Here is a 25,601-nt window from a genome sequence, read left to right on the forward strand (position 1 = left end):
ATCGTTCCGGTACGTGAGGTGCCCGGATAGGATTATGCCGCGGAATGGATAGATCCGACGTCACCCTGGAGCGCATGCGCAGCTTCGTCCGGGTGGCCGAGCGCGGCAGCCTGTCGGCGGTGGCGCGCGAGTTCGGGGTCGGGCAATCGACGATCACCCGGCACCTGCGCGAACTCGAGGACGCCCTCGGCGTCGCCCTGATCAGCCGGACGACGCGGCGCCTCGCCCTGACGGCCGAGGGCTTGGCCTATTACGAGAACAGCCTGCGCATCCTGCACCTCGTCGAGCAGGCGGGCGCCGAGGCGCGGGACCGGCGGGACGCCCCGGCGGGCACCGTCCGCCTGTCGTGCACGGCGGCGCTGGGCGTCCTCCACGTCGGCGCCATCGTCTTCGCGTTCCAGGATCGCTACCCCGACATCTCGGTGGATCTGAGCCTCACCGACGAGCGCGTGGATCTCGTCCGCGAGGGCATGGATCTGGCGATCCGCCTGGGTCCCCTGGCCGACAGCGCGCTGAGACTGCGGGCCGTCGGGCGGTCGGAGCGTCGGCTCGTCGCCGCCCCCGCCTACCTGGCGGTGCGCGGCCGGCCCCTGACGCCGGAGGATCTCGTCGGCCACGAGGGGATCCGCATGACGAACGTGGCCGGGAGCGGTACCCTGGTCCTCGAAGGACCGGAGGCCGGGCGCCGCGCGGTGCCCTTCGGCGGCCGCCTCCGGGTCGATCACGGGCTGGCCGCGCGGGCTGCGGTCCTGGCCGGGCGGGGCATCGCGCCCGCGCACCGCTGGCTCGTCGCGGATTGCCTCGCCGACGGCCGGCTCGAGGCGGTCCTGCCGGACTACGCCCTGCCGTCGGTGCCGCTCAGCCTGCTGATCGTGCCCGAGCGGGCCGCGATCGCGCGGGTCCGGCTGCTGGCGGATTTCCTCGCCGCGGAGCTCCGCGCGGTCCCGGGGATCGTGCCGGAGCCCGCCGCGCGTGCGGCGTCGGCTCAGCGATAGCCGTAGCGGTTCTTGGCGGCGGCGAGCAGGTGCAGGGCCTCGCCCGACTTGCCGGCCGAGCACTCGGCGGCGGCGTGGGCGAGGTCGGCGTTGAAGCGGTCGCCTACCGGCTTGTTGAGATTGCCGGTGGCCACGTCGCTGTCGACGATCGCCTTGGTGCGCGCGATCTCCGGGCCGCAGCCGCTGCCGGTGGGCAGGGACAGGGGGGCCGGGATGACCGGCGCGGGTTCCGTGACCGCGGGCGTGGCGCGCTGCTGGCAGGCGCCCAGCGCCGCGACGGCGAGGGCGACGAGGCTGAGGCGCATCGGGAGACGGGACGCGGGCACGGCGATCATCCTGTTGGGGCGCGAGGGGCCGCGCCGCCGAGGTTTTGGGCCGAGCTTGGCAGTGGGTCAATCGCCCCGGCCACATGCCGAAGGGGCTCGAAACGCGGGACCCGGAACGCGGGAAACGCGCGATTCCGCTGTGGTCGGAGGGACTTGGTGCGCGCCGCCGGCATCCTGCACCGGCGGTGCGCTCTGAATCGTGACGGGGCTTACTTGGCCTTGTCGGCGAGGGCCTTCAGGCCGGAATCGTAGATGCCCTGGATCGCGTCGGTGGCGACCGTGTCCGGCGCGCCCTTGGCGTTGAAGGTCCCGGTCCAGGTCACCTTCGAGCCGGAGCCGGCGGGGGCGACCGAGAGGGTCGACTTGTAGTCCGAGACCGGCAGCGGACTCTCCAGGATCGTGTAGGTGTAGCTCATCACCTTGTCGTCGCGGGAGACCTGCTCCTCCTTGATGGTGCCGCCGCCCTTAAGGCTGAGGGTGCGGACCTTCATGCCGTCCTTGTCCGACAGGACGCACTTCTCGATGGCGGGGTGCCAGTCGCCGATGCCGCAGAACTCGCCGATGGTCTGCCACACCTTGGCCGGCGGCGCGGCGATGTCGGCCGAGCGCGTCACCTCCAGGGCGTAGCCGGGCACGGTGGCCGCGGCGAGCGCCAGGGCGGCGAGGGGAAGGGACCGGCAGAAAGCGAAGGGCATCTCGGGGTGTCTCCGTCCGTCTCAGGTCGCGGCAGGGGCCGCGCAGGCTCTGATGGCCGCGCAGGAGCTAGGCCGGGAGGGTACGCTCGGCAATGGGCGGGAGCGACGGCGCATGACTTTCGCGATCAGACGACGCGATCCGTGATCGTCTGCGCGTAGGGCACGGAGTCCGCGAACGACGGACGCGCTTCCAGGCGGTCGCTGAGCCGGGCGAGGTTCGGATGCCGGGCGCGCCAGTCCAGCTCGGGGAACCGGACGGAGAGGTAGCCGGCGACGGTGCCCGCCGCGATGTCGCCCAGCGTGAACCGGTCGCCCACCGTCCAGTCGCGGTCGCCGAGGAGCCGCGCGATCTCGGCCAGCCCGCCCTCGATCTTGCGACGCTGGCGGGCGAGCCAGGGGGCGCTCCGGCCGGCCTCGTCGCGCTGGCGCTCGAAGAACGTGAGCACCACCGCGTCGCAGATCCCGTCGCACAGCACCTCATAGCGGCGCGCAGCCAGGACCCCGTCGGGATCGGGCGGCAGCAGCGGCGGATCCGGATGCTTCAGCTCCAGCCATTGCAGGATGTAGCTCGACTCGTAGACGCTGCCACCGGCCGGCAGGAGCAGCACCGGGAGCTTCTCCAGCGGGTTGTGGCGGGGCACCGTCGTGGCCGAGTCCCAGGGCACTTCGGTGACGAGTTCGAACGGCAATCCCTTCTCGGCCAGCGCGATCCGGACCTTCCGGGCGTAGGGGCTCGGGGTGGCGCTGATCAGCCGATACCGGGTCTCGACCATGCCCCGGCCTACCAGCCGTCCATCTCGTCGGTGTCGGCCGGGTAGCCGTAGACGGTCGCGGGCGCGTAGGCGGGGCGGGCCGCGGGCCGGTAATAGGCCGGCACCGACCGGCGCCCCATCTGGTCGCTGTTCGCCAGCAGATCGTCCGGCTCGTAGGGGCTGCGGTGCCGGGCGACCCGGGAGCCACGCTGGCCGCGGTCCGCCATCGGGACATCCGCCCCCTCGATGACCACCCGCGTCCGGCCCATGCCCTGGCTCTTCACGAGGTTGAACAGGGTCGCGGCGTTGCGCACCGACAGGCGCACGCAGCCGTGCGAGGCCGCGCGCCCCAGGCTGCGGACGTGGTTGGTGCCGTGGATGGCGTGGCCCTGGGTCGTGAAGAACATCGCGAAGGGCATGGGCGCGTCGTCCCACTCCTTCGAGAAGTGCGTACGCTCCATCCGGAACGGCCGGTAGGCGCCGGACGGCGTGTCGTAGCTCGCGACGCCGGTCGAGACCGGCCAGGAATAGCGGGGCTGCCCGTCGACCGAGACCTCCATGCGCTGGGTGGTCTTGTCGACGTTCACGAGCACGTCCGCGCTGGCCGTCGCGGGGATGCCCGCACACAGGAGAAGCCCGGACAGGACGGAGATCAGACCGATACGCATGAGCGACTCCGACACGGGACGCGCCTCGACAAACCGCGACGGTTTGCCGTCACGCTAAAGCCCCGGCAACACCGAGGTTCCGGCCCGTCGTGCCCCTGCGTAGTCACGCTTTGCTGAGCGTCCCCGCGACGCCCTCACGGCGCGGGCGCGGCGATGGCTGAGACCCGGCGGATCGCGGCCTCGGCCTCCTCGGCGATGCGCCCGACCAGGTCGCCGGCGCCCGGCAGGTCGTCGATCAGGCCGACGGCCTCGCCGACCGTGACGTTGGCGACGTCGTAATCGCCCGCCGCGTCGGCATCCTCCACGTCCCGGCGCCGCTCGGCCGAGGCCGCGCGCAACGCGTCCTCGCGGCCGTGCCACGTCTCGATGAACGCGTTGCGCAGGAGCCGGCCGGTATAGGGCGCCGGCCAAGCCCGCTGGCGGGCGATGTCGTAGACCCGCGTGCGGACCGTGTCGTCGCCGGTGGCGGCGAGAACCCGCTGCTTCGCGGCCGGGTGGATCAGCGCCTCCCGCGTCGCCCAGAACCGCGTCCCCATCAGGACACCGTCGGCGCCCAGCGCCAGGGCGGCGGCGAGACCGCGCCCGTCCGCGATGCCGCCCGCCGCGAGGAGCAGCGTCTCGGGGCGCTCGCGGGCGATCAGGTCGGCGACCGCCGGCACGAACGCCGCGGTGCCGCGGGCGGTGAGGCCGTGGCCGCCGGCCTCCGTCCCCTGCGCCACCACCACGGCCGCGCCGACCTCCAGGGCGCGCCGGGCCTGCGCCAGGGTGTGCACCTGGCAGATCAGCCGCACGCCGGCGGCGCGGATCCGGTCCGCGAACGGCGCGGGATCCGCGAAGGAGAGCATCAGGGCCGCGGGCGACCGGGCGAGCGCCGCGTCGAGGAGCGACGGGTCCCGGGCCATGGACCACGTGATGAAGCCGCAGCCGACCCGCTGATTGCCCGTGCGGGCGAATTCCCGGTCGAGGGTCGCGTGGTCGCCGTAGCCGCCGCCGATCAGGCCGAGGCCGCCGGCGGCGCTCACCGCCGCCGCGAGGGCGCCCCCCGAGGCCGGGTCCATGGGGGCCAGCACGATCGGGTGCCGGAGCCCGAAGGCGTCGGTGAGTCTGGTCCTCAAGGCCATGGGTCTCCTCCCCGCGGAGCGTCTCGGTCGCGCGGTTGCGCGCGCCGCCCGTCCGGCCTTAACGATCCGTACGATGCGGAAAAAATGATTCCTTCAGAAGGAAGGCATCGGAAAAGCAGATGGCATGAACAGCACCGACCTGATGTTCTTCGCGGCGGTGGCCGAGACCGGCGGCATCGGGCGGGCGGCGGCACGGCTCAACACCGTCCAGTCCAACGTCACCGGCCGGATCCGCGCCCTGGAGCAGGCCCTGCGCGTGCCGCTGTTCCACCGCGGCAGCCGCGGAGTGACGCTGACCCGGGCCGGGGAGCGGCTCCTGCCCTACGCCCTCCAGGTCGGGCAACTGCTCGCGGAGGCGCGGCACGCCCTGCTGGCCGAGGGCGAACCCCGCGGACCGCTGCGGATCGGCGCCATGGAGACGACCGCGGCCCTGCGCCTGCCCGGCCCGCTCGCCGACTTCGCCGCGCGCCACCCGGACGTGGACATCGAGCTGGAGACCGGCCCGACCGAGCGGCTGATCGCCCGGGTCCTCGACCGGAGCCTGGAGGGGGCCTTCGTGGCCGGCCCGGTCGCGCAGGCCGACCTCGTGGGGATCCCGGTCTTCACGGAGGAGCTGGTGCTGGTGGCGCACCCGGCCGTCGGCGACCTCGCGGCGCTGCTCGACCGGCTGGCCCGGGCGCGCGACGCGAAGGTGCTCGTGTTCCGGGCCGGCTGCTCGTACCGGAGGCGCCTGGAGGATTTTCTGGCCCGCCAGGGCCTCGTGCACGTGCGGCGCATGGAGTTCGGTACCCTCGACGGCATCCTCGGCTGCGTGGCGGCCGGCCTGGGCGTGACCCTGGTTCCGCGGGGCGTGGCGGACCCGGCGCACCGCGCCGGCCGCGTCTCGCTCCACCCCGTGCCCGACGGGGACGGGCACGCCCCGACCCTGCTGGTCCACCGCGCCGACGTCCGGCCGAGCGCGGCCTTCGCGCGGTTCGCCGAGCAGGTCCGGGCGGCCTTCCCGGATTCGCCGTCGGATTCGCCCTAGGGCCTCGGTTCCGGCACGGACCGTGCCCTTGACAACCGCCGGTTGACAGCGGCCCGAGCCCGGGCGCTTCCTCCCGGCCGCAGACGGTTCGGAGTTCCCATGGCCCTCGACCCCACCCTCGCCGCCGAGATCGAAGCCTCCGTGGCGGAGGGCTTCGCCGATCAGGTCGCCCACACGCAGGCGCTCGTCCGGTTCGCCTCCCTGCGCGGGGAGGAGCATGCCTGCCAGGATTACGTGTTCGAGCAGTTCCGCGCCCGCGGCTACGCCACCGAGCGCTTCGCCATGGACCGCGGCGCCATCGCGGCCCATCCGGGCGGCTCGAAGATCGACGACGCGCACCACTCGGACGCGCCGATCGTCGTCTGCCACCACCGGCCGGGCACCGAGACCGGGCGCTCGCTGATCCTGCAGGCCCATGTCGACGTGGTGCCGCCGGGTCCCCTCGACCTCTGGACCCATCGACCCTTCGACCCCGTGATCCAGGGCGACTGGATGTACGGCCGCGGCGCCGGCGACATGAAGGCCGGCCACGCCGCCAACCTGTTCGCCCTCGACGCCCTGGCCCGGCTCGGCCTGCAGCCAGCGGCCTCGGTGACGGTGCAGTCCGTGGTCGAGGAGGAATCCACCGGCAACGGCGCCCTGATGACCCACCTGCGCGGCTACCGGGCCGACGCCGTGCTGATCCCCGAGCCCGAGGACGAGAAGCTCGTGCGCGCCAATACCGGCGTGCTGTGGTTCACCGTCGAGGTCCGGGGCGTGCCGGTCCACGTCCGCGAGATGGGCGCGGGCGCCAACGCCATCGACGCCACCTACCGGGTGATCGGCGCGCTGCGCGAGGTCGAGGCCCGCTGGAACGCCGAGAAGGCCGCGCACCCGCATTTCGAGACCGAGGACCACCCGATCAACCTCAACATCGGCAAGATCGAGGGCGGCGACTGGGCCTCCTCGGTCCCGGCCTGGTGCCGGATCCACTGCCGGGTCGCGCTCTACCCGGGCGTCACCGCCGCGCAGGCCGCCGCCGAGATCGAGGCCGCGGTGGCGTCCTTCTCCCGCACTGACCCGTTCCTGGCCAACAGCCCGCCGTGGGTGGTGTTCAACGGCTTCTTCGCCGAGGGCTACGTGCTGGAGGCGGGCTCGGAGGCCGAGGCGGTGCTCGGCCGGGCCCACGAGCGGGCGATCGGATCGCCGCTCCAGAGCTTCATGACGGCGGGCTACCTCGATACTCGCGTCCACGCCCTCTACGACCGGGTGCCGGCCCTCTGCTACGGCCCGACCTCCCAGAACATCCACGGCTTCGACGAGCGCGTGAGCCTCGCCTCGGTGAAGCGGATCACGACCACCATGGCGCTGTTCGTGGCCGAGTGGTGCGGGACGGAGCGCAAGGTCTCCTGATCCGCCGCCGTCTCTGCGAGCGCAGCGAAGCAATCCACGGCAGCGCTGCGCTCACGGGCGTCGTGCATCCCTGGGTCGCTTCGCTGCGCTCGCGATGACCGTGGTGTTCTCCGTCAGGGGATCAGCCGGTCCGCCCGGAGCTGGGCGAACAGGTCGTAGAATGCGTCGTCGGTCGGCTGGTAGGCCGTGAAGCCAAGGCGGCGGCTCTTGCTCATGTCGGTGACGACCTCGATCGGCCGGCCGAGATCGGCGTCCGTGTGCCAGGGGGAAGCCAGCTTCTCGAGGTTCGGCTCGGCCAGCCCGTAGCGCTGCGCGATCTCCGCCCAGGCCGGGCCGTCCTGCGCCATCCGCGGCTCGAGCGGCCGGTGCGTGCCGTCGAACGGCACCGCCTCGATCCCGAACCAGGCGGCGATCCGGCCCCACATCCAGCTCCAGCGGAAGACGTCGCCGTCGACGACGTTGAACGCCTCGTTGGCGGCCCTCGGCTCCGTGGACGCCCAGAGCAGCTGGCGGGCGAGAAGCCGCGCGTCGGTCATGTCGGTGAGCCCGTTCCACTGCGCGGCCGAGCCCGGGAAGAGGAACGGGCGCCCCAGCTCCCGGCACAGGGTGGCGTAGCAGGCGAGCGTCGTGCCCATGTTCATGGCGTTGCCCACCGCCTTGCCGATGATCGTGTGCGGGCGGTGGACGCTCCAGGCGAAGCCGTCGCGGGCGGCGGCCGCGAAGACGGCATCCTCCTGGGCGTAGTAGAAATTCTCGATGTCGAGGCGGCCCTGGTCCTCGCGGAACGGCGTCTGCGGGAGCTTGCCTTTGCCGTAGGCCTCGAACGGGCCGAGATAGTGCTTGAGCCCGGTGACCAGGGCGACGTGGCGGACGCTCCCCTTCGGGCGGAGCGCGTCCAGCAGGTTCTCGACCATCGCGCGGTTCACGCGGATCATCTCCGCCTCGGTCGGGCGCCGCTGCCAAGTCGCGAGGAACACGTGGGTCGGAGCGAGGTCGGCCAGCGCCTTCTCCAGCGAGGCCGGGTCCTGCAGGTCGCCGGCCACCGGCTCGACGCCCGCCTGGGCCACCGGACGGCGCGCGAGGCCCGCGACCCGCCAGCCCTCCTGCTGGAGCAGCGCCGCGGTGGCGCTGCCGACGATCCCGCTGGCGCCGACGATCAGGGCGGTGTTCGACATGGAAACCCTCGCGCCCGGCCCAAATCCGGGTCCGGGGCAGATGGGCACAGGCGGTGCTGCGACAACCCCGCCGGGCAGCGGGGACGCCTGTGCGCCGCGCAAGGGTTGTGTGCTCGCGAGACCTCTCCCGTCATCGCGAGCGCAGCGACGCGACCCTGGATTGCTTCGCTACGCTCGCGAGGACGGAGGGGGCCTCAGGCGACCCGGTCGATCGCCGCGCCGAGGATCTCGACGATCTCGCCGATCTGGCCGCGCTCGATGATCAGCGGCGGCGACAGCGCGATGATGTCGCCGGTCACGCGGGTGAGCAGGCCGCGCTCGAAGCAGTCTACGAACACCTCGTAGGCGCGCTTGCCCACCGCGTCCGGCCGCGGCGCCAGCTCGATGCCGGCGACGAGCCCGATGGTGCGGATATCGACGACGTTCTTGCGCCCGCGCAGGTCGTGCATCGCCGCCGCCCAGTCGTCGGCGATGTCGGCGACGCGGGTGAGGAGCCCCTCCTCCCGGTAGATGTCGAGCGTCGCGAGGCCAGCCGCGCAGGCGATCGGGTGCCCGGAATAGGTGTAGCCGTGGAACAGCTCGATCCCGTCCGGGCCCTGCATCAGCGCGTCGTGGACCGCGCGGCTCGCGAAGACCGCGCCCATCGGCACCGTGCCGTTGGTCAGGCCCTTGGCGCTGGTCACGAGGTCGGGGACGACGCCGAAGAAGTCGGTCGCGAACGGCGCGCCGAGGCGGCCGAAACCCGAGATGACCTCGTCGAAGATCAGCAGGATGCCGTGCTTCGTGCAGATCTCGCGCAGGCGCTCGAGGTAGCCCTTCGGCGGGATCAGCACGCCCGTGGAGCCCGCCACCGGCTCCACGATGCAGGCCGCGATGGTCTCGGCCCCGTGGAGCGCCACCAGCCGCTCCAGATCCTCGGCGAGCTCCGCGCCGTGCTCGGGCTGGCCCTTCACGAAGGCGTTGCGGGCCGGATCGTGGGTGTGGCGCAGGTGGTCGGTGCCGTTGAGCTGCGGGAAGACCCGCCGGTTCGACACGATGCCGCCGACCGACAGGCCGCCGAAGCCGACGCCGTGGTAGCCGCGCTCGCGGCCGATCAGCCGGGTGCGGGTCCCCTGCCCGATTGCCCGCTGGTAGGCGAGCGCGATCTTGAGGGCGGTGTCGACCGATTCCGAGCCGGAATTGGTGAAGAACACCCGGTCGAGGCGCTTGCCGGGGCCGCCCGGGGCGATCTCGGCCAGCCGCTCGGCAAACTCGAACGCGATGGGGTGGCCCATCTGGAAGGTCGGGGCGAAGTCGAGGGTCGCGAGCTGGCGCTCCACCGCTGCGGCGATGCCCCGCCGCCCGTGGCCGGCGTTGACGCACCAGAGGCCCGCGGAGCCGTCGAGGACCTTGCGGCCGTCGTCGGCGGTGTAGTGCATGCCCTCGGCCGACACGAGCAGGCGCGGCGCCGCCTTGAACTGGCGGTTGGCCGTGAACGGCATCCAGAAGGCGTCCATCGCGGGCGTATTGCGGAGCGGATGGTCGGTCATGGGGCGGTTCTCCGGGGCAGGCGGCGCGGATCGGGCGGCGGGACCAGGGGACACCTTCGCCGATCGGGCAACAAGTCCTTTTCTGGTCGCCGCCAACCCCTTGCAGGATCGGGGCCGCGGGTGGCACCGTTGCGGGATCCGCAACACCTGAAACGGGCCTGAGCCGGATGAGCATCGATGTCGGCGCGCGCCTGCGCTTCGTTCGGGCCCGCCACGGCCTGTCGCAGCGGACGCTCGCCAAGCGCGCCGGGGTGACCAATTCCGCGATCTCGCTGATCGAGGCCAACCGGGTGAACCCGTCGGTGGGCGCCCTGAAGCGGATCCTCGACGGCGTGCCGATCGGCATGGCCGAGTTCTTCGCCCTGGAGCCCGAGCCGGAGCGCAAGGCGTTCTTCGCCGCCGAGGAGCTCACGGAGATCGGCCGCCGGGCCGCCAAGGGGGCGATCTCGTACCGGCAGGTCGGCGACAGCCTGTTCGGGCGCAAGCTCCAGATCCTCAAGGAGCGCTACGAGCCCGGCGCCGATACCGGCCGGGTGCCGCTCTCGCACGAGGGCGAGGAGGGCGGGATCGTGCTCTCCGGGCGCCTGGAGGTGACGGTGGATGCCGAGCGCCGGATCCTCGGCCCCGGCGACGCCTACAGCTTCGACAGCCGCCGCCCGCACCGGTTCCGCTGCGTCGGGCCCAATCCCTGTGAGGTGGTGAGCGCCTGCACGCCGCCGAGCTTCTGACCGCGCCGATCCCATGCCGAGCGACAGCGTCGTCCTCCTGCACGGTCTGGGGCGAAGAGCCGCCTCGCTCGCCCGGATGCGCTCGGCCCTGACGGCGGAGGGCTACCGGGTGTTCGCGCTCGACTATCCCTCGACCCGGCACGACCTGCCCACCCTGACGGCGACGCTCCGCCCGCAGGTCGCCGCGATCGCTGGCGCGACGGCGGGCGCCGTGCATTTCGTCGGGCACTCGATGGGCGGTCTCCTCGCGCGGAGTCTGATCGCGGATGCGCGCCCCGAACGGTTCGGCCGCCTCGTAATGCTCGGACCGCCCAACCGCGGCAGCGAGATCGCGGACCGGCTGCGGCATGTCGGGCTCTATCGCCGCCTGCTCGGGCCGGCCGCGCTGTCGCTCGGGACCGCGACGGTGCCGGTCTGGCCCGATCCGGACTACCCGATCGGCGTCATCGCCGGCACGCGCAGCATCGATCCGGTCGGCTGGCTGATGCTGCCCCGGCCGAACGACGGGCGGGTGAGCGTCGCCCGCACCGGGATCCCGGGCCTGCACGGGCATCTGGTCCTGCCCGTCAGCCACGCCCTGATGATGAACCATCCGACCGTGATCGCGCAGACGGTGCGGTTCCTTGCGACGGGGGCCTTCGCCGCGTAACCGTGAATTCAAAATACCGTTACGCGCGAGGATCGATGGCCGTCACCACAGCCGCCCCGGCCGCCGGGCCCGGACAGAACCAGTCGGCGCGCGCGGCGCTGGCGGCCTTCGTGGGCACCACGATCGAGTGGTACGACTTCTTCATCTACGGCACCGCGGCGGCCCTGGTGTTCGGGCCGCTCTTCTTCACGGCCGAATCGCCCTACATCGCCACGCTCTCGGCCTTCGGCACCTTCGCGGTGGGCTTCCTGGCCCGGCCGCTCGGCGGCCTGATCTTCGGGCATCTCGGCGACCGGTTCGGGCGCAAGCGCGCCCTGGTGGCGACGCTCGTGATGATGGGCATCGCCACCTCGTGCATCGGGCTTCTGCCGACCTACGCCTCGGTCGGCCTGTGGGCGCCGGTGATGCTGGTGGTCCTGCGGCTGATCCAGGGGCTCGCGGTCGGCGGCGAGTGGGGCGGCGCCGTGCTGATGGCCGCCGAGCACGCGCCGGCCGGGCGCAACACCTTCTTCGCCTCCTTCGCGCAGCTCGGCAGCCCGGCCGGGCAGATCCTGTCGCTGCTGGCCTTCCGCCTCGCGGGCCTGCTCGACAAGGAGAGCTTCCTGACCTGGGGCTGGCGGGTGCCGTTCCTGGTGAGCATCCTGCTGCTGTTCGTGGGGCTGGCGATCCGCCTCGGGGTCGCGGAATCGCCGGCCTTCGAGAGGGCCCAGGCCGCGGGCGGACCGCCGCCGGCCCCCGTGCGCGAGGTGCTGACGGCCTACCTCAAGCCAGTCCTGCTGGCGGCCGGCGCCAACACCTTCGCGATCGCCTCGGTCTACCTGTTCAACACCTTCATGATCGCGTTCACCACGCAGTACCTCGGCATCGCGCGGGCGACGATCCTCGACGCCCTGCTGATCGCCGCCGTGGTCCAGCTGGTGATGACCCCGGTGGGCGCCCGGATCGCGGAGGTGATCCGCAACGAGCGGCTGTTCCTCCAGGGGACGCTGGTCTGGGCGATGCTGGCCCCCTACCCGCTGTTCTGGCTGGTCGAGACCAAGTCGGTGCCGCTGATCGTGCTGGGCCTCGCCCTCAACGTCATCGGCAGCGCGACCTTCTACGCGGTGATCGCCGGCTACCTCGCGGGCGCCTTCCCGACGCGGGTGCGCTACACGGCGATCTCCATCGCCTACCAGTTCTGCGGCGCCCTCGCCGGCGGTCTCACCCCGATCGTCGGCACGGTGCTGGCCGAGCGCTTTCAGGGCCACTGGTGGCCGATCGCGGTGTTCGGGACGTGCCTCGCCGGCGTGTCGTTCCTGTGCGTCACGGCGATCAGCGGCTACCGGGCGCGGCAGCGGGGCTTCCTGGACGGGTGAGCGCGACCGGTCGAAGGCGCCGGATCCGGGTAACGCCGGATTCAGATCGGAGGTCTAGGGTCGGCGTCATGGATTCGATCGCCGCAGCCGCCGTCCAGATGCTGGGTTCGTCCCAGAACCAGCAGATCGGCATCGCCGTCGCCAAGCAGCAGCTCTCGGCCGACAAGGCGGTCGCCGGCCTCGTGGCGGACAGCGCCGCCCAGGCGGCGAGCGCCGGCCCGCCGGCCCCCTCCGGACAGGGGCTGAGCGTCGACCGGCGGGTCTGACGGAAACGCCGCCCCCGCTTTCCGGGCCTCGCGCGACCCTGGATCGCTTCGCTGCGCTCGCGAGGACAGCGGGCTCTGCGGAGCTTCTCGAACGCCCGCCCCTACGCGAAGCCGTAAAGCCGCCGCGGGTTGTCGACGAACACCATCCGGCGCCTGTCCGCGTCCGGCACCCAGTCCGCCATCAGGTCGAGGAGCGCCGTCGTCCGCGGCGGCCCGTCCCAGGCGGCCACGTGCGGCCAGTCCGAGCCCCAGAGGCAGCGTTCCGGCGCGGCGTCGTTGAGCGCCCGGGCGAAGGGGATCGTGTCCGCGTAGGGCGGCCCGGTCACGGAATCCCGGAACGCGCCCGAGAGCTTGACCCAGTTCCCGTCGCCGACGAGGCCGAGCAGCGCCCGGAAGCCCGGATGGTCCACCCCCGCCGAGGTCGGCATGTGGCCCATATGGTCGAACACCAGCGGCACCGGCAGCCGCGACAGGCGGCCGGCGATCGGCGGCAGATCGCGGGCATCGAGCAGGAACTGGAGGTGCCAGCCCATCTCGCGGGCGAGCGCCCCGTAGGATTCGACCGCGTCGAGCCCGACCCCGCCGCCGAACAGGACGTTGAGGCGCAGGCCGACGACGCCGGCCTCCTTGAGCGCGGCGAGCTCCGCGTCGGGCAGGCCGAGCGGGATCACCGCGACGCCGCGCAGGCGTTGCCGGTGAGCGCGCAGCGTCTCGACCATCAGCCGGTTGTCGGTGCCGTGCACGCTGACCTGGATCAGCACGCCGTTGGCCATGCCGGTCCCGTCGAGCATCGCGAGGTACTGATCGGCCGGCGCCGCCGGGGGCGTGTAGCTCCGGTCCGCCACCAGCGGGTAGGCCGGCGGCAGGCCGATGACGTGGGCGTGCGTGTCGACCGCGCCGTCCGGCACGGCGTAGCGGGTCGGGCCTTCCGGATGCGGGTCCGGGGCGGGGCAGTCTCGGATCTCGGGCATGATCAGCTATCCGCGTGGAGGACCTTGCCGCGCGTCTCGGGCAGCGCGAAGGCCGCCAGGAAGAAGATCCCGTAGGCCACGGCCGCGAAGATCGCGATGGCGGAGGCGAGGCCGGCGCGCTCCGCGAGGTAGCCGACCAGCGCGGGGAACAGCGCGCCGATGCCGCGGCCGAAATTGTAGCAGAACCCCTGCCCCGAGCCGCGCAGGCGGGTCGGGTACAGTTCGGTCAGGAAGGCGCCCATGCCGGAGAAGTAGCCGGAGGCGAAGAAGCCCAGCGGGAAGCCCAGCACCCACAGCACCCCGTTCGAGAGCGGGATCTGCGTGTAGGCGACGATCACCGCGATGGCGCCCAGCGAGAAGATCAGGAACAGCGGCCGCCGCCCGAGCCGGTCGGCGAGCCACGCGCCCACGAGGTAGCCGGTGAACGAGCCGATGATCAGGGCCGCGAGGTAGCCGGTTGACGACACGATCGACAGGTTGCGCTCGGTGGTGAGGAAGCGCGGCACCCAGGTGGTGATCGCGTAGTAGCCGCCCTGGCAGCCCGCCGCCGCCAGCGAGGCGAGCAGCGTCGTCTTGAGGATCGGACCGGAGAAGATCTCCCAGATCTGCGGCCGGTCGCCCGTGGCGGCGGCCCGCGCGCGGGATTCGGCGGCGACCTCCGGCTCCTTCACGTAGCGGCGCAGGTAGAAGACCAGCAGCGCCGGCAGGGCGCCCACCGCGAACATCCAGCGCCACGCGGTCTCGGGCGGCAGGACCGAGAACAGCACCGCCTGCGACAGGACCGCGAGGCCCCAGCCGATCGCCCAGCCGGACTGGACGGAGCCCACCGCACGGCCGCGATACTCGGCCCGGATCGTCTCGCCGATCAGCACCGCGCCGGCCGCCCACTCGCCGCCGAAGCCGAGGCCGAGCAGCGCCCGCGCGATGAGCAACTGCTCGAAGTTCTGCACGAAGGCGCAGAGCAGGGAGAACAGCGAGAACCAGAGGATCGTGATCTGCAGGGTCAGCACCCGGCCGATCCGGTCGGCGACGAAGCCCGCGAGCCAGCCGCCGAGCGCCGAGGCCAGCAGCGTCACCGTGGCGGCGAGCCCGGCCGTGCCGGCATCGACGTGCCACAGCGCCATGATCGTCCCGATCACCAGCGGGTAGATCATGAAGTCCATGCCGTCGAGGCACCAGCCGGCGGCGCAGGCCCAGAAGGTGTGCCGCTCCGGCGGCGTCATCGATCGGTAGAAGGCGGAGAGGCTGGCGTCGCGGATCTCGACCGCGTCCACGCCCGTGCGCCCCTGTCCGGTTGCTGAACTCATCACCGCCTCCCGCCGCCCGATACCAGTATCAGCGTCCCAGGCAGAGCTGTCCAACGATGCGGCGGGTCACGCAAGGAACAGGAAAGGAAAAGGCCGCCCGGAGGCGGCCTGTCCCGTTCTTTTTGGCGGTCGATCGACGCTCAGTAGCAGCGCTCGACCAGCACCCGGCGGTAGCCGTAGGGCGTCCAGCGCACCCGCGGGACCGTGTAGCAGCCGCCGCCGTAGCCGTAGCCGTAATCGTAGGCCGCCGGGGCGTAGTAGCCACCGTAACCGTAGCCCGGGTAGCCGTATCCGTAGCCGCCGTAGAGGCTGCCGGCCGCGAGGCCGAGCCCGACGCCGAGGCCCAGGCCGCCGAGTCCGTAGCCGTAGCCGCCGCGATAGCCGTAGCCGCCGCGCCAGCCGTAACCCCGCCCGTAGAAGCCGCGGCCGTAGCCGAAGCCGCCCGGACGGAAACCGACACCGCGGAAGCCGCCGCCGAAGCCGCCGTTGCGGAATCCCCCGAACCCGCCGCCCCGGAAGCCGCCGCCGAAACCGCCACCGTGGAAGCCGCCGCCGAAGCCGCCGCCGTGGAAGCCGCCGCCGCCGAAACCGCGCGCGTCCGCGCTGGCCGGCGCCAAGGCCAGAGCACCCGCCGCCAGCAGGGCCGAGCCGAGCACTGCACCCTTCATCACGTCATCTCCGTGGAAACACGCCCTCTGCGGCTAAGAACGCCCGAATCGGGAAAACGGTCCAGCCCCGCCCGCGGCGCGGCCGCGAGACGCATCCGGACCCATTCGGACCCATCCAGCTTCATCCCGGCGCCCTCGGGCACGAAATTCGCCGCTTTCCGGAGCGAAGGGCGCGCCGATCGAGCTTCGCCGTCCCCGAATCGCGTCTTCCGATCGGCATGGAACGAATGATGATGCTGCGCCCGGCTCACGCCTTGTTGATCGTGCTGCTCGCCCTCGCGGCCCCGGCCCGGGCGGCCTCTCCGGCCGCCGCCGAGCCCTGCCGGGCGGTCGAGGCCCAGGGTGAGACCTTCACGGTCTGCACCATCGACCTTCGGAAGCAGCGGCTGCGGCTGTTCTGGCTCCAGGACGACGGCAAGCCCTACGGCGCCCTCGGCACCCTCGCCGAGAAGCAGGGCGGCCGCCTCGCCTTCGCGATGAACGCCGGGATGTACGACAAGGACCAGGCGCCGGTCGGCCTCTACGTCGAGGACGGGCACGAGCTGAAGCGCGTCTCCACGACCGACGGGCCGGGCAACTTCCACCTGAAGCCCAACGGCATCTTCTGGGTGAAGGGTGAGCGCGCCGGGGTGGTCGACACGGCCCGCTATCTGCGGGCGAAGATCCGGCCGGATTTCGCCACGCAGTCCGGGCCGATGCTGGTGATCGACGGCCAGATCCACCCGAAGATCGCCGCCGACGGGCCGAGCCAGAAGATCCGCAACGGCGTCGGCGTGCCCGGCGACGGGCATGTGGCGATCTTCGCGATCTCCGAGCGCCCGGTGACCTTCGGGGCCTTCGCGCGGCTGTTCCGCGACGATCTCGGCTGCCGCAACGCCCTGTTCCTCGACGGCTCGGTCTCCAGCCTCTACGCGCCGAATCTCGGCCGCTCGGACATCAGCCGGCCGCTCGGGCCTCTGGTCGGGGCTCTGCCGCGCTGAGGGGCGGTTCCGGGCTTGCGTGACTGCGGCGGGTTGGCCCTCGATCCCGATCCCGCGATCAGGCTGGCTCAGACGACGCCCGCACCGCCATCGCGGGCTCGCCCGCGGCGCTCGGAACGACGGTGCGGTCGGCCGGCGACGGAGCACCCGCCGCGGCTCGTCCGCCGCCGGCCGTTCCAGGCGCGGCGGCCGCCCTCAGCGCTGGCCGAAGGCCGTGTCCTTGAACAGGTCCTTGTACTCCCGCGGCTGCGAGCGCCAGTACTGCCTGGGCGCGCGCACCCGGGCGCCGAGCTCGGCCGCCGCGTGCCAGGGCCAGCGCGGATCGTACAGCATGGCGCGGGCGAGCGAGATCGCGTCCGCCTTGCCCTCCTGCAGGATCGTCTCCGCTTGGTGCGCCTCGGTGATCAGCCCCACCGCGATCGTGGTGAGGCCGGTCTCCGCCTTGATCCGCTCGGCGTAGGGCACTTGGTAGCCCGGCCCGAGCTTGATCGCCTGCTTCGGCGAGACGCCGCCCGTGGAGACGTGGAGCGCCGGCGACCCGGCCCGCTTGAGCGCCTGGGCCAGCTCGATGGTCTCGTCCAGGTCCCAGCCGTCCTCGACCCAGTCGGTGGCCGAGACCCGCAGCCAGACCGGGCTGCCGGCGGGCACGACATCGCGCACCGCGTCGTAGACCTCGAGGGGGAAGCGCATGCGGTTCGCGAGGCTGCCGCCGTACGCGTCCGTCCGCTTGTTGGCGATCGGCGACAGGAACTGGTGCAGCAGATAGCCGTGGGCGCCGTGCAGCTCCACCGCCTCGATGCCGAGGCGCACGGCCCGCTTGGCGGTGGCCACGAACGCGTCGCGGACGCGCTTCAGGTCGGCGGCGTCGAGGGCGTGGGGCGGGACCTCGCCCTCGCCGTGGGCGACCGCCGAGGGCGCCTCGGTGCGCCAGCCGTAGGCGTGCTCCGGCGGAATCTGCTGGCCGCCGGCCCAGGGCGCCTCGCTCGAGGCCTTGCGCCCGGCATGGGCGATCTGGATGCAGACCGGGATCGGCGCGTACTCGCGCACGGCGTCGAGCACCCGACCCAGCGCCCGCTCGCAGCCGTCGTTGTAGAGGCCGAGATCCCAGGCGGTGATCCGCGCCTCCGGAGAGACCGCGGTGGCCTCCAGGGTCAGCAGGCCCGCCCCCGACATGGCGAGCTGACCGAGGTGCATCATGTGCCAGTCGGTCGCCTCGCCGTCCCGCGCCGAGTACTGGCACATCGGCGCGACGAGGATACGGTTCTCGAGCGTGAGCGCGTCGAGCGTCAGCGGTTCGAACAGGCGAGCGGTCATCGGCAACTCCTGGTGGAAGGGCCACTCTGGCCCAGGACGGGCGCGGCGGCCAGTGCGGTGCGGCAGAGCACCTCTGCGGGCAGGCGATGCGGGAACTTGCGGATGTGACCGCCCGTTTCCTGGCCTGTCGCCGCATCGCGGCAATCGACGCGAACCGCCTGAGGGGGCGAGATCGCCCGAGGTCCAGATGATGCTCACCAAACTCGCCGTCCCGCTCGTCCTGGCCGCCGGCTGCGCCGCCCTCGCGGGCGCGGCGCAGGCCCAGCCGGCCGCCTTCGGCGGACCCAAGATGCTGATCCACGGCAATTACTGCGGGCCGGGCAACAACGCGCCCCTCCCGCCGATCGACGCCCTCGACGCGGCCTGCGCGCGTCACGACGCCTGCACGCCGGAGGGGGGATTGCCCTCGCAGGCCTGCAACCTGCGCCTCAAGCAGGAGGCGACGCTGATCTCGCGCGATCCAAGTCAGCCGGACGACGTCCGGTCCCTCGCCGGCCTCGTGGCCGCCACCGCGACTCTGATCCCGTCCGAGCCGAACGCGCGGCGCGTGCCGGCCTCGGTCACCACCGGTCCCGCCTCGGGTGCCTACGTGCCCGCCGTGACGCGGCCGGCGCCGACGGTCGATGTCGACCCCGACGACGACGGCGCCGACGCGGACTGAGGCGAGCCGCAGCCCTCGACGCTCCGTCGGCGCGGCCCGGCGGCCTACCGGGCCGCGCCGATCCCCCGGTCCTTCAGACTGTCTCCGATCTCGTCGAGGGCGGCCGCGTCGTCGATCGTCGCCGGCATCGTCCAGGGCTCGTGGTCCGCGATGCGCTTCATGGTCGCCCGCAGGATCTTGCCCGACCGGGTCTTGGGCAGCCGCGGCACGGTGAGCGCCAGCTTGAACGCCGCTACCGGGCCGATCTCGTCCCGCACCTTCGCGACGAGTTCCCGCTCGATCGTCTCGGTCGGCCGGGCGACGCCGGCCTTGAGCACCACGAACCCGCAAGGGACCTCGCCCTTCAGCGCGTCGCGGATGCCGATGACCGCGCACTCCGCCACGTCCGGGTGGCTCGCCAGCACCGCCTCCATGCCGCCGGTGGACAGGCGGTGGCCCGCGACGTTGATGATGTCGTCGGTCCGTCCCAGGACCGTGATGTAGCCGTCCCCGTCGATCACCCCGGCATCCGACGTGTCGTAGTAGCCCGGGAAGGTGGCGAGGTAGCTCGACCGCATCCGGTCGTCCGAGCCCCACAGGGTCGGGAGGCAGCCGGGCGGGAGCGGCAGGCGGATCGCGATGGTGCCCATGGTCCCCGCCGGAACCGGCCTGCCGCCCTCGTCCAGGACTTCGACCCGGTAGCCCGGCATCGGCACGCAGGTGCTGCCGTGCTTCACCGGCAGGAGGCCGAGGCCCATCGGGTTGCCGGCGATCGGCCAGCCGGTCTCGGTCTGCCACCAATGGTCGACGACCGGCCGGTCCAGCACGCGCTCGGCCCAGGCGACCGAGTCGGGATCGGCGCGCTCGCCCGCCAGGAACAGGCTGCGGAAGGCCGAGAGGTCGTACGCGGCGATCCGGGCGCCCTTCGAGTCCTCCTTCTTGATCGCCCGCAGCGCCGTCGGCGCGGTGAACAGGCAGACCACCCCGTACTCGGCGACCACCCGCCAGAAGGCGCCGGCATCGGGCGTGCCGACGGGTTTTCCCTCATACAGCACCGTGGTGCAGCCGTGCAGGAGCGGCGCGTAGACGATGTAGGAGTGGCCCACCACCCAGCCGATGTCGGAGGCGCAGAAGTAGGTCTCACCGGGCTGGACGCCGTAGAGGTTCGGCATCGACCAAGCCAGGGCGACGAGGTAGCCGCCGGTGTCGCGGACGACGCCCTTCGGCTTCCCGGTCGTGCCGGAGGTGTAGAGGATGTAGAGCGGGTCGGTGGCGGCGACCGGCACGCAGTCCGCACGCCGCTCCGCCGCCCGGGCCGCCGCGACGGTCTCGGCCCAGTCGCGATCCCGTCCCGCGACGAGGGTCGCGGGCCCCTGAGGGCGCTGGAGGATCAGGCAGGCCTCCGGCTTGTGCCGCGAGGCCGCGATCGCCGCGTCGAGGAGCGGCTTGTAGGCGACCACGCGGTTCGGCTCGATCCCGCAGGAGGCGGCGAGCACCACCTTCGGCGCCGCGTCCTCGATCCGCACCGCCAGCTCGTTGGCGGCGAAGCCGCCGAACACCACCGAGTGGACCGCGCCGAGCCGCGCGCAGGCCAGCATGCCGAACAGCGCCTCGGGCACCATCGGCATGTACAGGATCACCCGGTCGCCCTTGCCGACGCCGAGATCGGCGAGCACGGCGGCCAGCACCGCCACCTCGTCGCGCAGGACCCGGTAGGTGATGCTGCGCTTGGTCCCGGTGACGGGCGAGTCGTAGCGGATCGCCACCTGATCCGCCCGGGCGCCGTCGGCGTGACGGTCCACCGCGTTGTGGCAGGCGTTCAGGGTGCCGTCCGGGAACCATCGGCCGTAGGGGCCGGAATCCGGCGCGAAGGCCCGCTCCGGCGACCGCGCCCAGTCGAGGGCCCGCGCGGCGCCGAGCCAGAACGCCTCGGGGTCGCGGCGGGCCGATTCGTAGATCTCCGGGTAGCGGCCCGGCAGGCTGGCTCTCGTCATCGGTTCGGCGTTTCCTCACGGGCCGCTCTCCGGCGGCGGCCCGCAGAGTAGCCCATTCTCGGGCGCGCGGGAGTGGTCCCGGGCGAGAAGGCCGCGTCCGGCTGCGGCGCGAGACCCGCCATGAGAAAACCGCCGCACCGGGGCGCCCGGTGCGGCGGTTGTCAGCTCGGATTCGCTATCGGATTGGACGTGTCAGGCGTCAGTGCAACGTGTCGTTGCCCGCCTGGAGCTTGTTGATCTCGTCCTTGAGGAGGAGTTTCCGTCGCTTCAGCTCGGCAATGTGGAGGTCGTTCGCCGAAGGTCTGTGGATCGCTTCCTGAATCTCGCGCTCGAGGGCTTCGTGCTTCCGGGCGAGTTGGTTCAGATGCGTCTGCAGCGACATGAGTCGAATCTCCTGTCATCGTTTCGACATACCGAGATTGGCACAGGATGTCGGACCTGTCGAAGCGTTTTCTGCTGCTAAGTCTGATGATTGCTTACCGCGCCGCCTTGTCCGGCGCCGGAGCGTGACGCATGCTCTCGGGCGACGAACGGTCTTCGGGTTCTCAGGTGACGATGGCGGACGAGGCGGGTGAGGGTGCGCAGTCGGATCTCCTGGGCGAGCTGGCGCGGCTGCGCGAGGAGCACCGGGATCTGGATAGCGCCATCGAGGCGCTGGAGCGCAGCGTCGCCGGGGACCAGCTCCAGATCCAGCGCCTGAAGAAGCGCAAGCTCACGCTGCGCGACCGCATCTTCCACATCGAGGACGCGCTCACGCCGGACATCATCGCCTGATGCCGGTGGACGCCCTCGGGCCCCGCCTTGCCGCCGGCCCGCACCGCCTGTAAGCGCCCTCTTTTGCCGGGATCAACGATGGCGTCGCCTCCTCCGGTCGCGATCATCATGGGCAGTCAGTCCGACTGGGCGACCATGCGTCATGCCGCCGAGACGCTCGACGCGCTCGGCGTGCCGTACGACGCGCGCATCGTGTCGGCCCACCGCACGCCGGACCGGCTCGTGGCCTTCGCCAAGGGCGCGGTCGCGGCCGGTCTCAAAATCGTGATCGCGGGCGCGGGCGGCGCCGCGCACCTGCCCGGCATGGCGGCCGCGATGACCCGCCTGCCGGTCTTCGGCGTGCCGGTCGAATCGAAGGCCCTGTCCGGCCAGGACAGCCTGCTCTCCATCGTCCAGATGCCGGCTGGCATCCCGGTGGGGACCCTGGCGATCGGCCGGGCCGGGGCCGTCAACGCGGCCCTGCTCGCCGCTGCGGTCCTGGCGCTGACCGACCCGGGCCTGGCGGAGCGCCTGGAGGCGTGGCGCGCGGCCCAGAGCGCCTCGGTGGCCGAACGGCCGGTGACGGAAGAGAACGCGTGACGGACAAGATCCTCGGCCCCGGCTCTACCCTCGGCATCGTCGGTGGGGGCCAGCTCGGGCGCATGATCGCGCTCGCGGCGGCCGATTACGGCCTCAAGGCGCATGTCTACGCGCCCGACGCGGACAGCCCCGCCTTCGACGTGGCCGCCCGGACCACCTGCGCGGCCTACGACGACGCCGCGGCGCTGGCGGATTTCGCCCGCAGCGTCGACGTCGTGACCTACGAGTTCGAGAACATCCCGCACGCCACCGCCGACGTGCTGGCCCGGCACGCCGCCCTGCACCCGAACGCGCGGGCGCTCTCGACCACGCAGGACCGCCTCTCCGAGAAGGAGTTCATCAACGGCCTGGGCATCCCGACGGCGCCGTTCCGGGCGGTGGACACCCCCGACGACCTCGACCGGGCGATCGAGGTGATCGGCCTGCCGGCCGTGCTCAAGACCCGCCGCTTCGGCTACGACGGCAAGGGGCAGCGCATGCTCCGCGAGCGGGCCGAGGGCGACCGCAACGCCCTGTTCGCCGAGTTCGGCGGCGCGCCGCTGATCCTGGAGGGCTTCGTGCCGTTCGAGCGCGAGGTCTCGGTGGTCGGCGCGCGCGGGCGCGACGGCAGCTTCGCGGCCTACGACCTCTGCGAGAACGAACACCGCGACCACATCCTGGCGCTGACCCGGGTGCCGGCGCCCGGCGTGTCCGCCGAGACGGGCCGCGCCGCCGTCGAGATCGCCCGGCGGATCGCTGACGCCCTTGACTACGTCGGCGTGCTGGCCGTCGAGATGTTCCTCGTCCGCGAGGACGGGGCTGAGCGGCTCGTGGTCAACGAGATCGCGCCCCGGGTCCACAATTCCGGCCACTGGACCAGCGAGGGGGCGCTGACCTCGCAGTTCGCCCAGCACGTCCGGGCCGTCTGCGGCTGGCCGCTGGGCGATCCGGGCCGGGTCGGCGGCCTCCCCGTCGAGATGCGCAACCTGATCGGCGCCCAGGCCGACGACTGGCACGCCCTGCTGGCCGAGCCCGGCGCCCACCTGCACCTCTACGGCAAGGGCGAAGCGCGCCCCGGCCGCAAGATGGGTCACGTCACCCGCCTCGGGGCCGGCCCGACCGGTTCCTGAGGCTTCGAAGGCACACAAGCGCCGCCGCATGACCGCCGGAGGGCCGTCCGCGGCCCCGCGCGACGGTCGAGCCATACCTTCGCCACATCCCGCCGCTTCCACGGAACCGTGGTCGGTTCCGAATGCTGTCGATCGCGTCCGCCCGCACTGCCTCGGTCCCGCCGGGACCGGGCGGGGGCCGGGGCACGACGCGGCGCTTCTTAAGCCGGCCTTCACCGTGATGCGCGACGGTGCCCCGACTTCGGGTGTGCCCGGCGCAGGGCGCGGGCTCTTGGACTGTGAGGGGCGGGGCGGGCACGCGCGGAGCGGGCGACGCCTCGGGGAGAGTGGGGCGATGAACGTACGCATCCGGCTGGGACGGAAGACGGCACTGATCGGCGCGGCCTTGGTCTCGGCCGCCGGCCTCGCGGGCTGCGAGACCGTCGGCAGCGCGGCCGGCCCGCGGCAATACGCGGTCCTGGAGAAGGACACGACCGGCGCCACGAACGTCAACATCGCGTCCCTGACCGAGGTGGTGCAGCGCAACCCGAACGACGCGGCGGCCTACAACACCCGCGGCGCCGCCTACGCCCGCGCCGGCCAGTTCAACGACGCCATCGCCGACTTCACCAAGGCGATCCAGCTCGATCCGAACTCCGCCTCCGCCTACAACAACCGCGCCCTCGCGAACCGCCAGATCGGCCGCGACGGCCCGGCACTGCAGGACTTCTCCAAGGCGATCGGGATCGATCCGAATTACGGGCCGGCCTATATCGGCCGCGCCAACGTCGAGCGCGCCCAGGGCAACCTCGACCAGGCCCTGAACGACCTCAACGTCGCGATCCGCCTGAGCCCCGAATCCGCGCAGGCCTATCACGCCCGCGGCCTCGTGAAGCAGAAGCAGGGCCAGGACACACAGGCGATCGCCGATTTCGACGCCGCCATCGACCGCGACCCGTTCGTGGCCGCGCCCTATGCGGCCCGCGGCCAGAGCCTGATCGCGACCAACCAGTACGCGAAGGCGATCGAAGACTACAACGCCGCGCTGAACGTGAACGCCAAGGACGCCACGTCCTGGGCCTATCGGGGCCTCGCCTACGAGAAGCAGGGCCAGCGCAAGGAGGCGATGGAGAACTACCAGCGCGCCTCGACGATCGACCCCAACAACACCGTCGCGCGGGCCGGCCTCGGCCGCGTGCAGGGCGGGGTCGGCTCGCTGTTCAACTGATCCCGGTCATCCCGGCGCCCTCGTCCCGGGGCGCCGGAAGTCTCCTTCGCCGAGGCCGCGTCGCGATCCTCAGGCCGCCAGCAGCCCGTTCTCGTCCTGCGTGATCCGGCGCAGGTGGTGGGCGGTGTCGCCGAGCTGGTACTCGATCATGGCGAGCCGCTTGAAGTGGTGGGCGCCGACATACTCGAGCGTCATGCCGATGCCGCCGTGGAGCTGGACCCCCTCCTGGCCGACGTAGCGGCAGGCCTTGTTGATCTGCACCTTCACGGCCGACAGGGCCGCGGCCCGCGCCCGCGCGTCCGGCGTGTCCACCATCATGGCGGCGTAGAGCGCCATCGAGCGCGCCTGTTCCAGCTGGATCAGCATGTCCACGGCCCGGTGCTGCAGGGCCTGGAACGAGCCGACGCTGACGCCGAACTGCTTGCGGGTTTTGAGGTACTCGACCGTGAGATTGTGGAGCGCGTCCATGGAGCCGACCGCCTCGGCGGCGAGCGCCGCGATGCCGTGCTCCACCACCCGCTCCAGGAGCGGCAGGCCGTCCTCCGGATCGCCGAGCGCCGCGTCGGCGGGGATCTGCACTTCCGAGAAGGACACCTCCGCGGCCCGGCCGCCGTCCTGGGTCGGGTAGGCCTCGACGGCGACGCCGGCGGCGTCCGTCGGGACCAGGAACAGGCCGAGTCCGCGGGGATCGCGCCGCTCGCCCGAGACGCGGGCGGAGACCACCATCAGGCCGGCCGCGTCGGCGTTGGGCACGACGCTCTTGGCCCCGCTCAGCACGAACCCGTCGCCGCTGCGCCGGGCCGCGGTGGCCACGTCGGCGAGGTCGTAGCGGGACTGGCGCTCGGTGTGGGCGAGGGTCAGGCGCAGGTCACCGGCGACGAGGCCTGGGACGAGGCGCGCCTTCTGCGCGGCGCTGCCGCCGAGCCGCAGGGCCGTCGAGCCCAGCACGAGGCTCGCGAGCAGGGGTTCGACCACGAGGTTGCGGCCGACCGCCTCCATGACCAGCATGGTCTCGACCGGGCCGCCGCCGAGGCCGCCCTCCTCCTCGGAGAAGGGCAGGCCGGCGACGCCGAGCTCGGCGAAGGCCGTCCAGCCCTCCTCGGGGAAGCCGAGGGGCGCCTTGAGCCGCGCCTGCCGGCTCTCCAGCGAGGGGTAGAGGTCGGCGGCGAGCCGCTCGACGCTATCGCGCAGGAGCGACTGGTCCTCGTTCAGGTCGAAATCCATGGTGTTCCCTCGCGGATATCGTAGGGGGCGCCCGGCACTGGTCCGTCCCACCAGATCCCCTCATCCTGATGTGCCGGAGCGTAGCGAAGGCCTCGAAGGAGGCCTCCGGAAGTCGCCGCGATCCCTGGAGCCCTCCTGCGAGGCTGCCGCTCAGCC

27 protein-coding genes are annotated in these 25,601 nt (G+C 72.4%); 13 read left to right on the forward strand and 14 right to left on the reverse strand.

The window, feature by feature from the left end; all coding sequences use genetic code 11:
• The first annotated feature begins 44 nt into the window (after positions 1 to 44).
• Positions 45 to 995, forward strand: a complete 951-nt coding sequence (locus tag ACTJK8_RS10775) for a LysR family transcriptional regulator (RefSeq protein WP_029359918.1) — start codon at positions 45 to 47, stop codon at positions 993 to 995.
• Here the strand turns inward: ACTJK8_RS10775 and ACTJK8_RS10780 are convergent.
• The 5 genes from ACTJK8_RS10780 to ACTJK8_RS10800 form a co-directional block, all read right to left on the reverse strand.
• Entirely contained in the window at positions 986 to 1,330 is a 345-nt protein-coding gene (locus ACTJK8_RS10780; RefSeq protein WP_063109972.1) for a hypothetical protein, read from the reverse strand. The genes ACTJK8_RS10775 and ACTJK8_RS10780 overlap by 10 nt on opposite strands.
• Positions 1,331 to 1,530: 200 nt before the next feature.
• A complete protein-coding gene (locus tag ACTJK8_RS10785) occupies positions 1,531 to 2,016 on the reverse strand; it encodes an SRPBCC family protein (protein WP_012318087.1) in 486 nt (161 codons plus the stop codon).
• 125 nt (positions 2,017 to 2,141) lie between these two features.
• Entirely contained in the window at positions 2,142 to 2,789 is a 648-nt protein-coding gene (locus ACTJK8_RS10790; RefSeq protein ID WP_182178878.1) for a glutathione S-transferase N-terminal domain-containing protein, read from the reverse strand.
• Between the two features lie 8 nt (positions 2,790 to 2,797).
• The gene (locus tag ACTJK8_RS10795) at positions 2,798 to 3,436 is read right to left on the reverse strand and encodes a L,D-transpeptidase (RefSeq protein ID WP_024830796.1); all 639 of its coding nucleotides are present in this window, start codon (positions 3,434 to 3,436) and stop codon (positions 2,798 to 2,800) included.
• Positions 3,437 to 3,570: 134 nt separating this feature from the next.
• On the reverse strand, positions 3,571 to 4,557 hold the full coding sequence (locus ACTJK8_RS10800) for an NAD(P)H-dependent flavin oxidoreductase (RefSeq protein ID WP_116656516.1): 987 nt from the start codon (positions 4,555 to 4,557) through the stop codon (positions 3,571 to 3,573).
• Positions 4,558 to 4,681: 124 nt separating this feature from the next.
• On the opposite strand from ACTJK8_RS10800, the gene ACTJK8_RS10805 reads away from it, so the two are divergent.
• Together ACTJK8_RS10805 and ACTJK8_RS10810 are read left to right on the forward strand one after the other, a co-directional pair.
• Complete coding sequence (locus tag ACTJK8_RS10805; RefSeq protein ID WP_024830797.1) at positions 4,682 to 5,584, forward strand: LysR family transcriptional regulator; 903 nt, start codon at positions 4,682 to 4,684, stop codon at positions 5,582 to 5,584.
• Between the two features lie 99 nt (positions 5,585 to 5,683).
• Entirely contained in the window at positions 5,684 to 6,976 is a 1,293-nt protein-coding gene (locus tag ACTJK8_RS10810; RefSeq protein ID WP_440761914.1) for an ArgE/DapE family deacylase, read from the forward strand.
• A 113-nt stretch (positions 6,977 to 7,089) separates the two neighbouring features.
• Here ACTJK8_RS10810 and ACTJK8_RS10815 read toward each other — a convergent pair whose 3' ends face one another.
• Positions 7,090 to 8,151: an SDR family oxidoreductase gene (locus ACTJK8_RS10815; protein WP_440761915.1), complete on the reverse strand. Its 1,062-nt coding sequence runs from the start codon at positions 8,149 to 8,151 to the stop codon at positions 7,090 to 7,092.
• A 194-nt stretch (positions 8,152 to 8,345) separates the two neighbouring features.
• Positions 8,346 to 9,680, reverse strand: a complete 1,335-nt coding sequence (locus tag ACTJK8_RS10820; protein WP_053620888.1) for an aspartate aminotransferase family protein — start codon at positions 9,678 to 9,680, stop codon at positions 8,346 to 8,348.
• Between the two features lie 167 nt (positions 9,681 to 9,847).
• Between ACTJK8_RS10820 and ACTJK8_RS10825 the strand changes: the two genes are divergently transcribed.
• The 4 genes from ACTJK8_RS10825 to ACTJK8_RS10840 all read left to right on the forward strand — a co-directional run bounded on the left by ACTJK8_RS10825 (position 9,848) and on the right by ACTJK8_RS10840 (position 12,678).
• Complete coding sequence (locus ACTJK8_RS10825; RefSeq protein ID WP_012318079.1) at positions 9,848 to 10,408, forward strand: cupin domain-containing protein; 561 nt, start codon at positions 9,848 to 9,850, stop codon at positions 10,406 to 10,408.
• Positions 10,409 to 10,421: 13 nt separating this feature from the next.
• Positions 10,422 to 11,057: an esterase/lipase family protein gene (locus ACTJK8_RS10830; protein ID WP_440761916.1), complete on the forward strand. Its 636-nt coding sequence runs from the start codon at positions 10,422 to 10,424 to the stop codon at positions 11,055 to 11,057.
• Positions 11,058 to 11,092: 35 nt separating this feature from the next.
• Positions 11,093 to 12,412: an MFS transporter gene (locus tag ACTJK8_RS10835; protein WP_440761917.1), complete on the forward strand. Its 1,320-nt coding sequence runs from the start codon at positions 11,093 to 11,095 to the stop codon at positions 12,410 to 12,412.
• 68 nt (positions 12,413 to 12,480) lie between these two features.
• Positions 12,481 to 12,678 carry a hypothetical protein gene (locus tag ACTJK8_RS10840; RefSeq protein ID WP_012318076.1) on the forward strand — a complete coding sequence of 66 codons (198 nt, stop codon included), beginning with the start codon at positions 12,481 to 12,483 and terminating at the stop codon, positions 12,676 to 12,678.
• A gap of 101 nt (positions 12,679 to 12,779) precedes the next feature.
• Here ACTJK8_RS10840 and ACTJK8_RS10845 read toward each other — a convergent pair whose 3' ends face one another.
• The 3 genes from ACTJK8_RS10845 to ACTJK8_RS10855 all read right to left on the reverse strand — a co-directional run bounded on the left by ACTJK8_RS10845 (position 12,780) and on the right by ACTJK8_RS10855 (position 15,624).
• Positions 12,780 to 13,649, reverse strand: coding sequence for an amidohydrolase family protein (locus ACTJK8_RS10845; RefSeq protein WP_059408708.1), 870 nt, complete (start codon positions 13,647 to 13,649; stop codon positions 12,780 to 12,782).
• Between the two features lie 2 nt (positions 13,650 to 13,651).
• Complete coding sequence (locus ACTJK8_RS10850) at positions 13,652 to 14,956, reverse strand: MFS transporter (RefSeq protein ID WP_440761918.1); 1,305 nt, start codon at positions 14,954 to 14,956, stop codon at positions 13,652 to 13,654.
• A gap of 140 nt (positions 14,957 to 15,096) precedes the next feature.
• A complete protein-coding gene (locus ACTJK8_RS10855) occupies positions 15,097 to 15,624 on the reverse strand; it encodes a hypothetical protein (protein ID WP_440761919.1) in 528 nt (175 codons plus the stop codon).
• A 230-nt stretch (positions 15,625 to 15,854) separates the two neighbouring features.
• Between ACTJK8_RS10855 and ACTJK8_RS10860 the strand changes: the two genes are divergently transcribed.
• Positions 15,855 to 16,604 (forward strand): phosphodiester glycosidase family protein, encoded by a 750-nt coding sequence (locus ACTJK8_RS10860; protein WP_012318072.1) that lies wholly within the window; start codon positions 15,855 to 15,857, stop codon positions 16,602 to 16,604.
• Positions 16,605 to 16,799: 195 nt separating this feature from the next.
• Here the strand turns inward: ACTJK8_RS10860 and ACTJK8_RS10865 are convergent, their stop codons facing one another.
• Positions 16,800 to 17,918 (reverse strand): NADH:flavin oxidoreductase/NADH oxidase, encoded by a 1,119-nt coding sequence (locus ACTJK8_RS10865; RefSeq protein ID WP_029359928.1) that lies wholly within the window; start codon positions 17,916 to 17,918, stop codon positions 16,800 to 16,802.
• Positions 17,919 to 18,105: 187 nt separating this feature from the next.
• Here ACTJK8_RS10865 and ACTJK8_RS10870 point away from each other — a divergent pair, with 187 nt between their 5' ends.
• Positions 18,106 to 18,579, forward strand: coding sequence for a hypothetical protein (locus ACTJK8_RS10870; RefSeq protein ID WP_012318070.1), 474 nt, complete (start codon positions 18,106 to 18,108; stop codon positions 18,577 to 18,579).
• A 44-nt stretch (positions 18,580 to 18,623) separates the two neighbouring features.
• On the opposite strand, the gene ACTJK8_RS10875 is transcribed toward ACTJK8_RS10870, so the two are convergent.
• Together ACTJK8_RS10875 and ACTJK8_RS10880 are read right to left on the reverse strand one after the other, a co-directional pair.
• Positions 18,624 to 20,552 (reverse strand): propionyl-CoA synthetase, encoded by a 1,929-nt coding sequence (locus ACTJK8_RS10875; RefSeq protein WP_440761920.1) that lies wholly within the window; start codon positions 20,550 to 20,552, stop codon positions 18,624 to 18,626.
• A gap of 199 nt (positions 20,553 to 20,751) precedes the next feature.
• Complete coding sequence (locus ACTJK8_RS10880) at positions 20,752 to 20,934, reverse strand: YdcH family protein (RefSeq protein ID WP_012318068.1); 183 nt, start codon at positions 20,932 to 20,934, stop codon at positions 20,752 to 20,754.
• Positions 20,935 to 21,065: 131 nt separating this feature from the next.
• Here ACTJK8_RS10880 and ACTJK8_RS10885 point away from each other — a divergent pair, with 131 nt between their 5' ends.
• The 4 genes from ACTJK8_RS10885 (at position 21,066) to ACTJK8_RS10900 (ending at position 24,221) form a co-directional block, all read left to right on the forward strand.
• Positions 21,066 to 21,326 carry a YdcH family protein gene (locus ACTJK8_RS10885; RefSeq protein ID WP_012318067.1) on the forward strand — a complete coding sequence of 87 codons (261 nt, stop codon included), beginning with the start codon at positions 21,066 to 21,068 and terminating at the stop codon, positions 21,324 to 21,326.
• Between the two features lie 78 nt (positions 21,327 to 21,404).
• A complete protein-coding gene (gene purE / locus ACTJK8_RS10890; RefSeq protein WP_440761921.1) occupies positions 21,405 to 21,905 on the forward strand; it encodes a 5-(carboxyamino)imidazole ribonucleotide mutase in 501 nt (166 codons plus the stop codon).
• Entirely contained in the window at positions 21,902 to 23,014 is a 1,113-nt protein-coding gene (locus ACTJK8_RS10895) for a 5-(carboxyamino)imidazole ribonucleotide synthase (protein WP_024830809.1), read from the forward strand. The genes purE and ACTJK8_RS10895 overlap by 4 nt, the downstream gene beginning before the upstream one ends.
• A gap of 334 nt (positions 23,015 to 23,348) precedes the next feature.
• Positions 23,349 to 24,221 (forward strand): tetratricopeptide repeat protein, encoded by an 873-nt coding sequence (locus ACTJK8_RS10900; protein WP_012318064.1) that lies wholly within the window; start codon positions 23,349 to 23,351, stop codon positions 24,219 to 24,221.
• Between the two features lie 69 nt (positions 24,222 to 24,290).
• Here the strand turns inward: ACTJK8_RS10900 and ACTJK8_RS10905 are convergent, their stop codons facing one another.
• Entirely contained in the window at positions 24,291 to 25,445 is a 1,155-nt protein-coding gene (locus ACTJK8_RS10905) for an acyl-CoA dehydrogenase family protein (RefSeq protein ID WP_440761922.1), read from the reverse strand.
• Positions 25,446 to 25,601 lie beyond the last annotated feature (156 nt).

Source organism: Methylobacterium sp. 22177, from assembly GCF_052045615.1.
In the GTDB taxonomy this organism is placed as follows: domain Bacteria; phylum Pseudomonadota; class Alphaproteobacteria; order Rhizobiales; family Beijerinckiaceae; genus Methylobacterium; species Methylobacterium radiotolerans.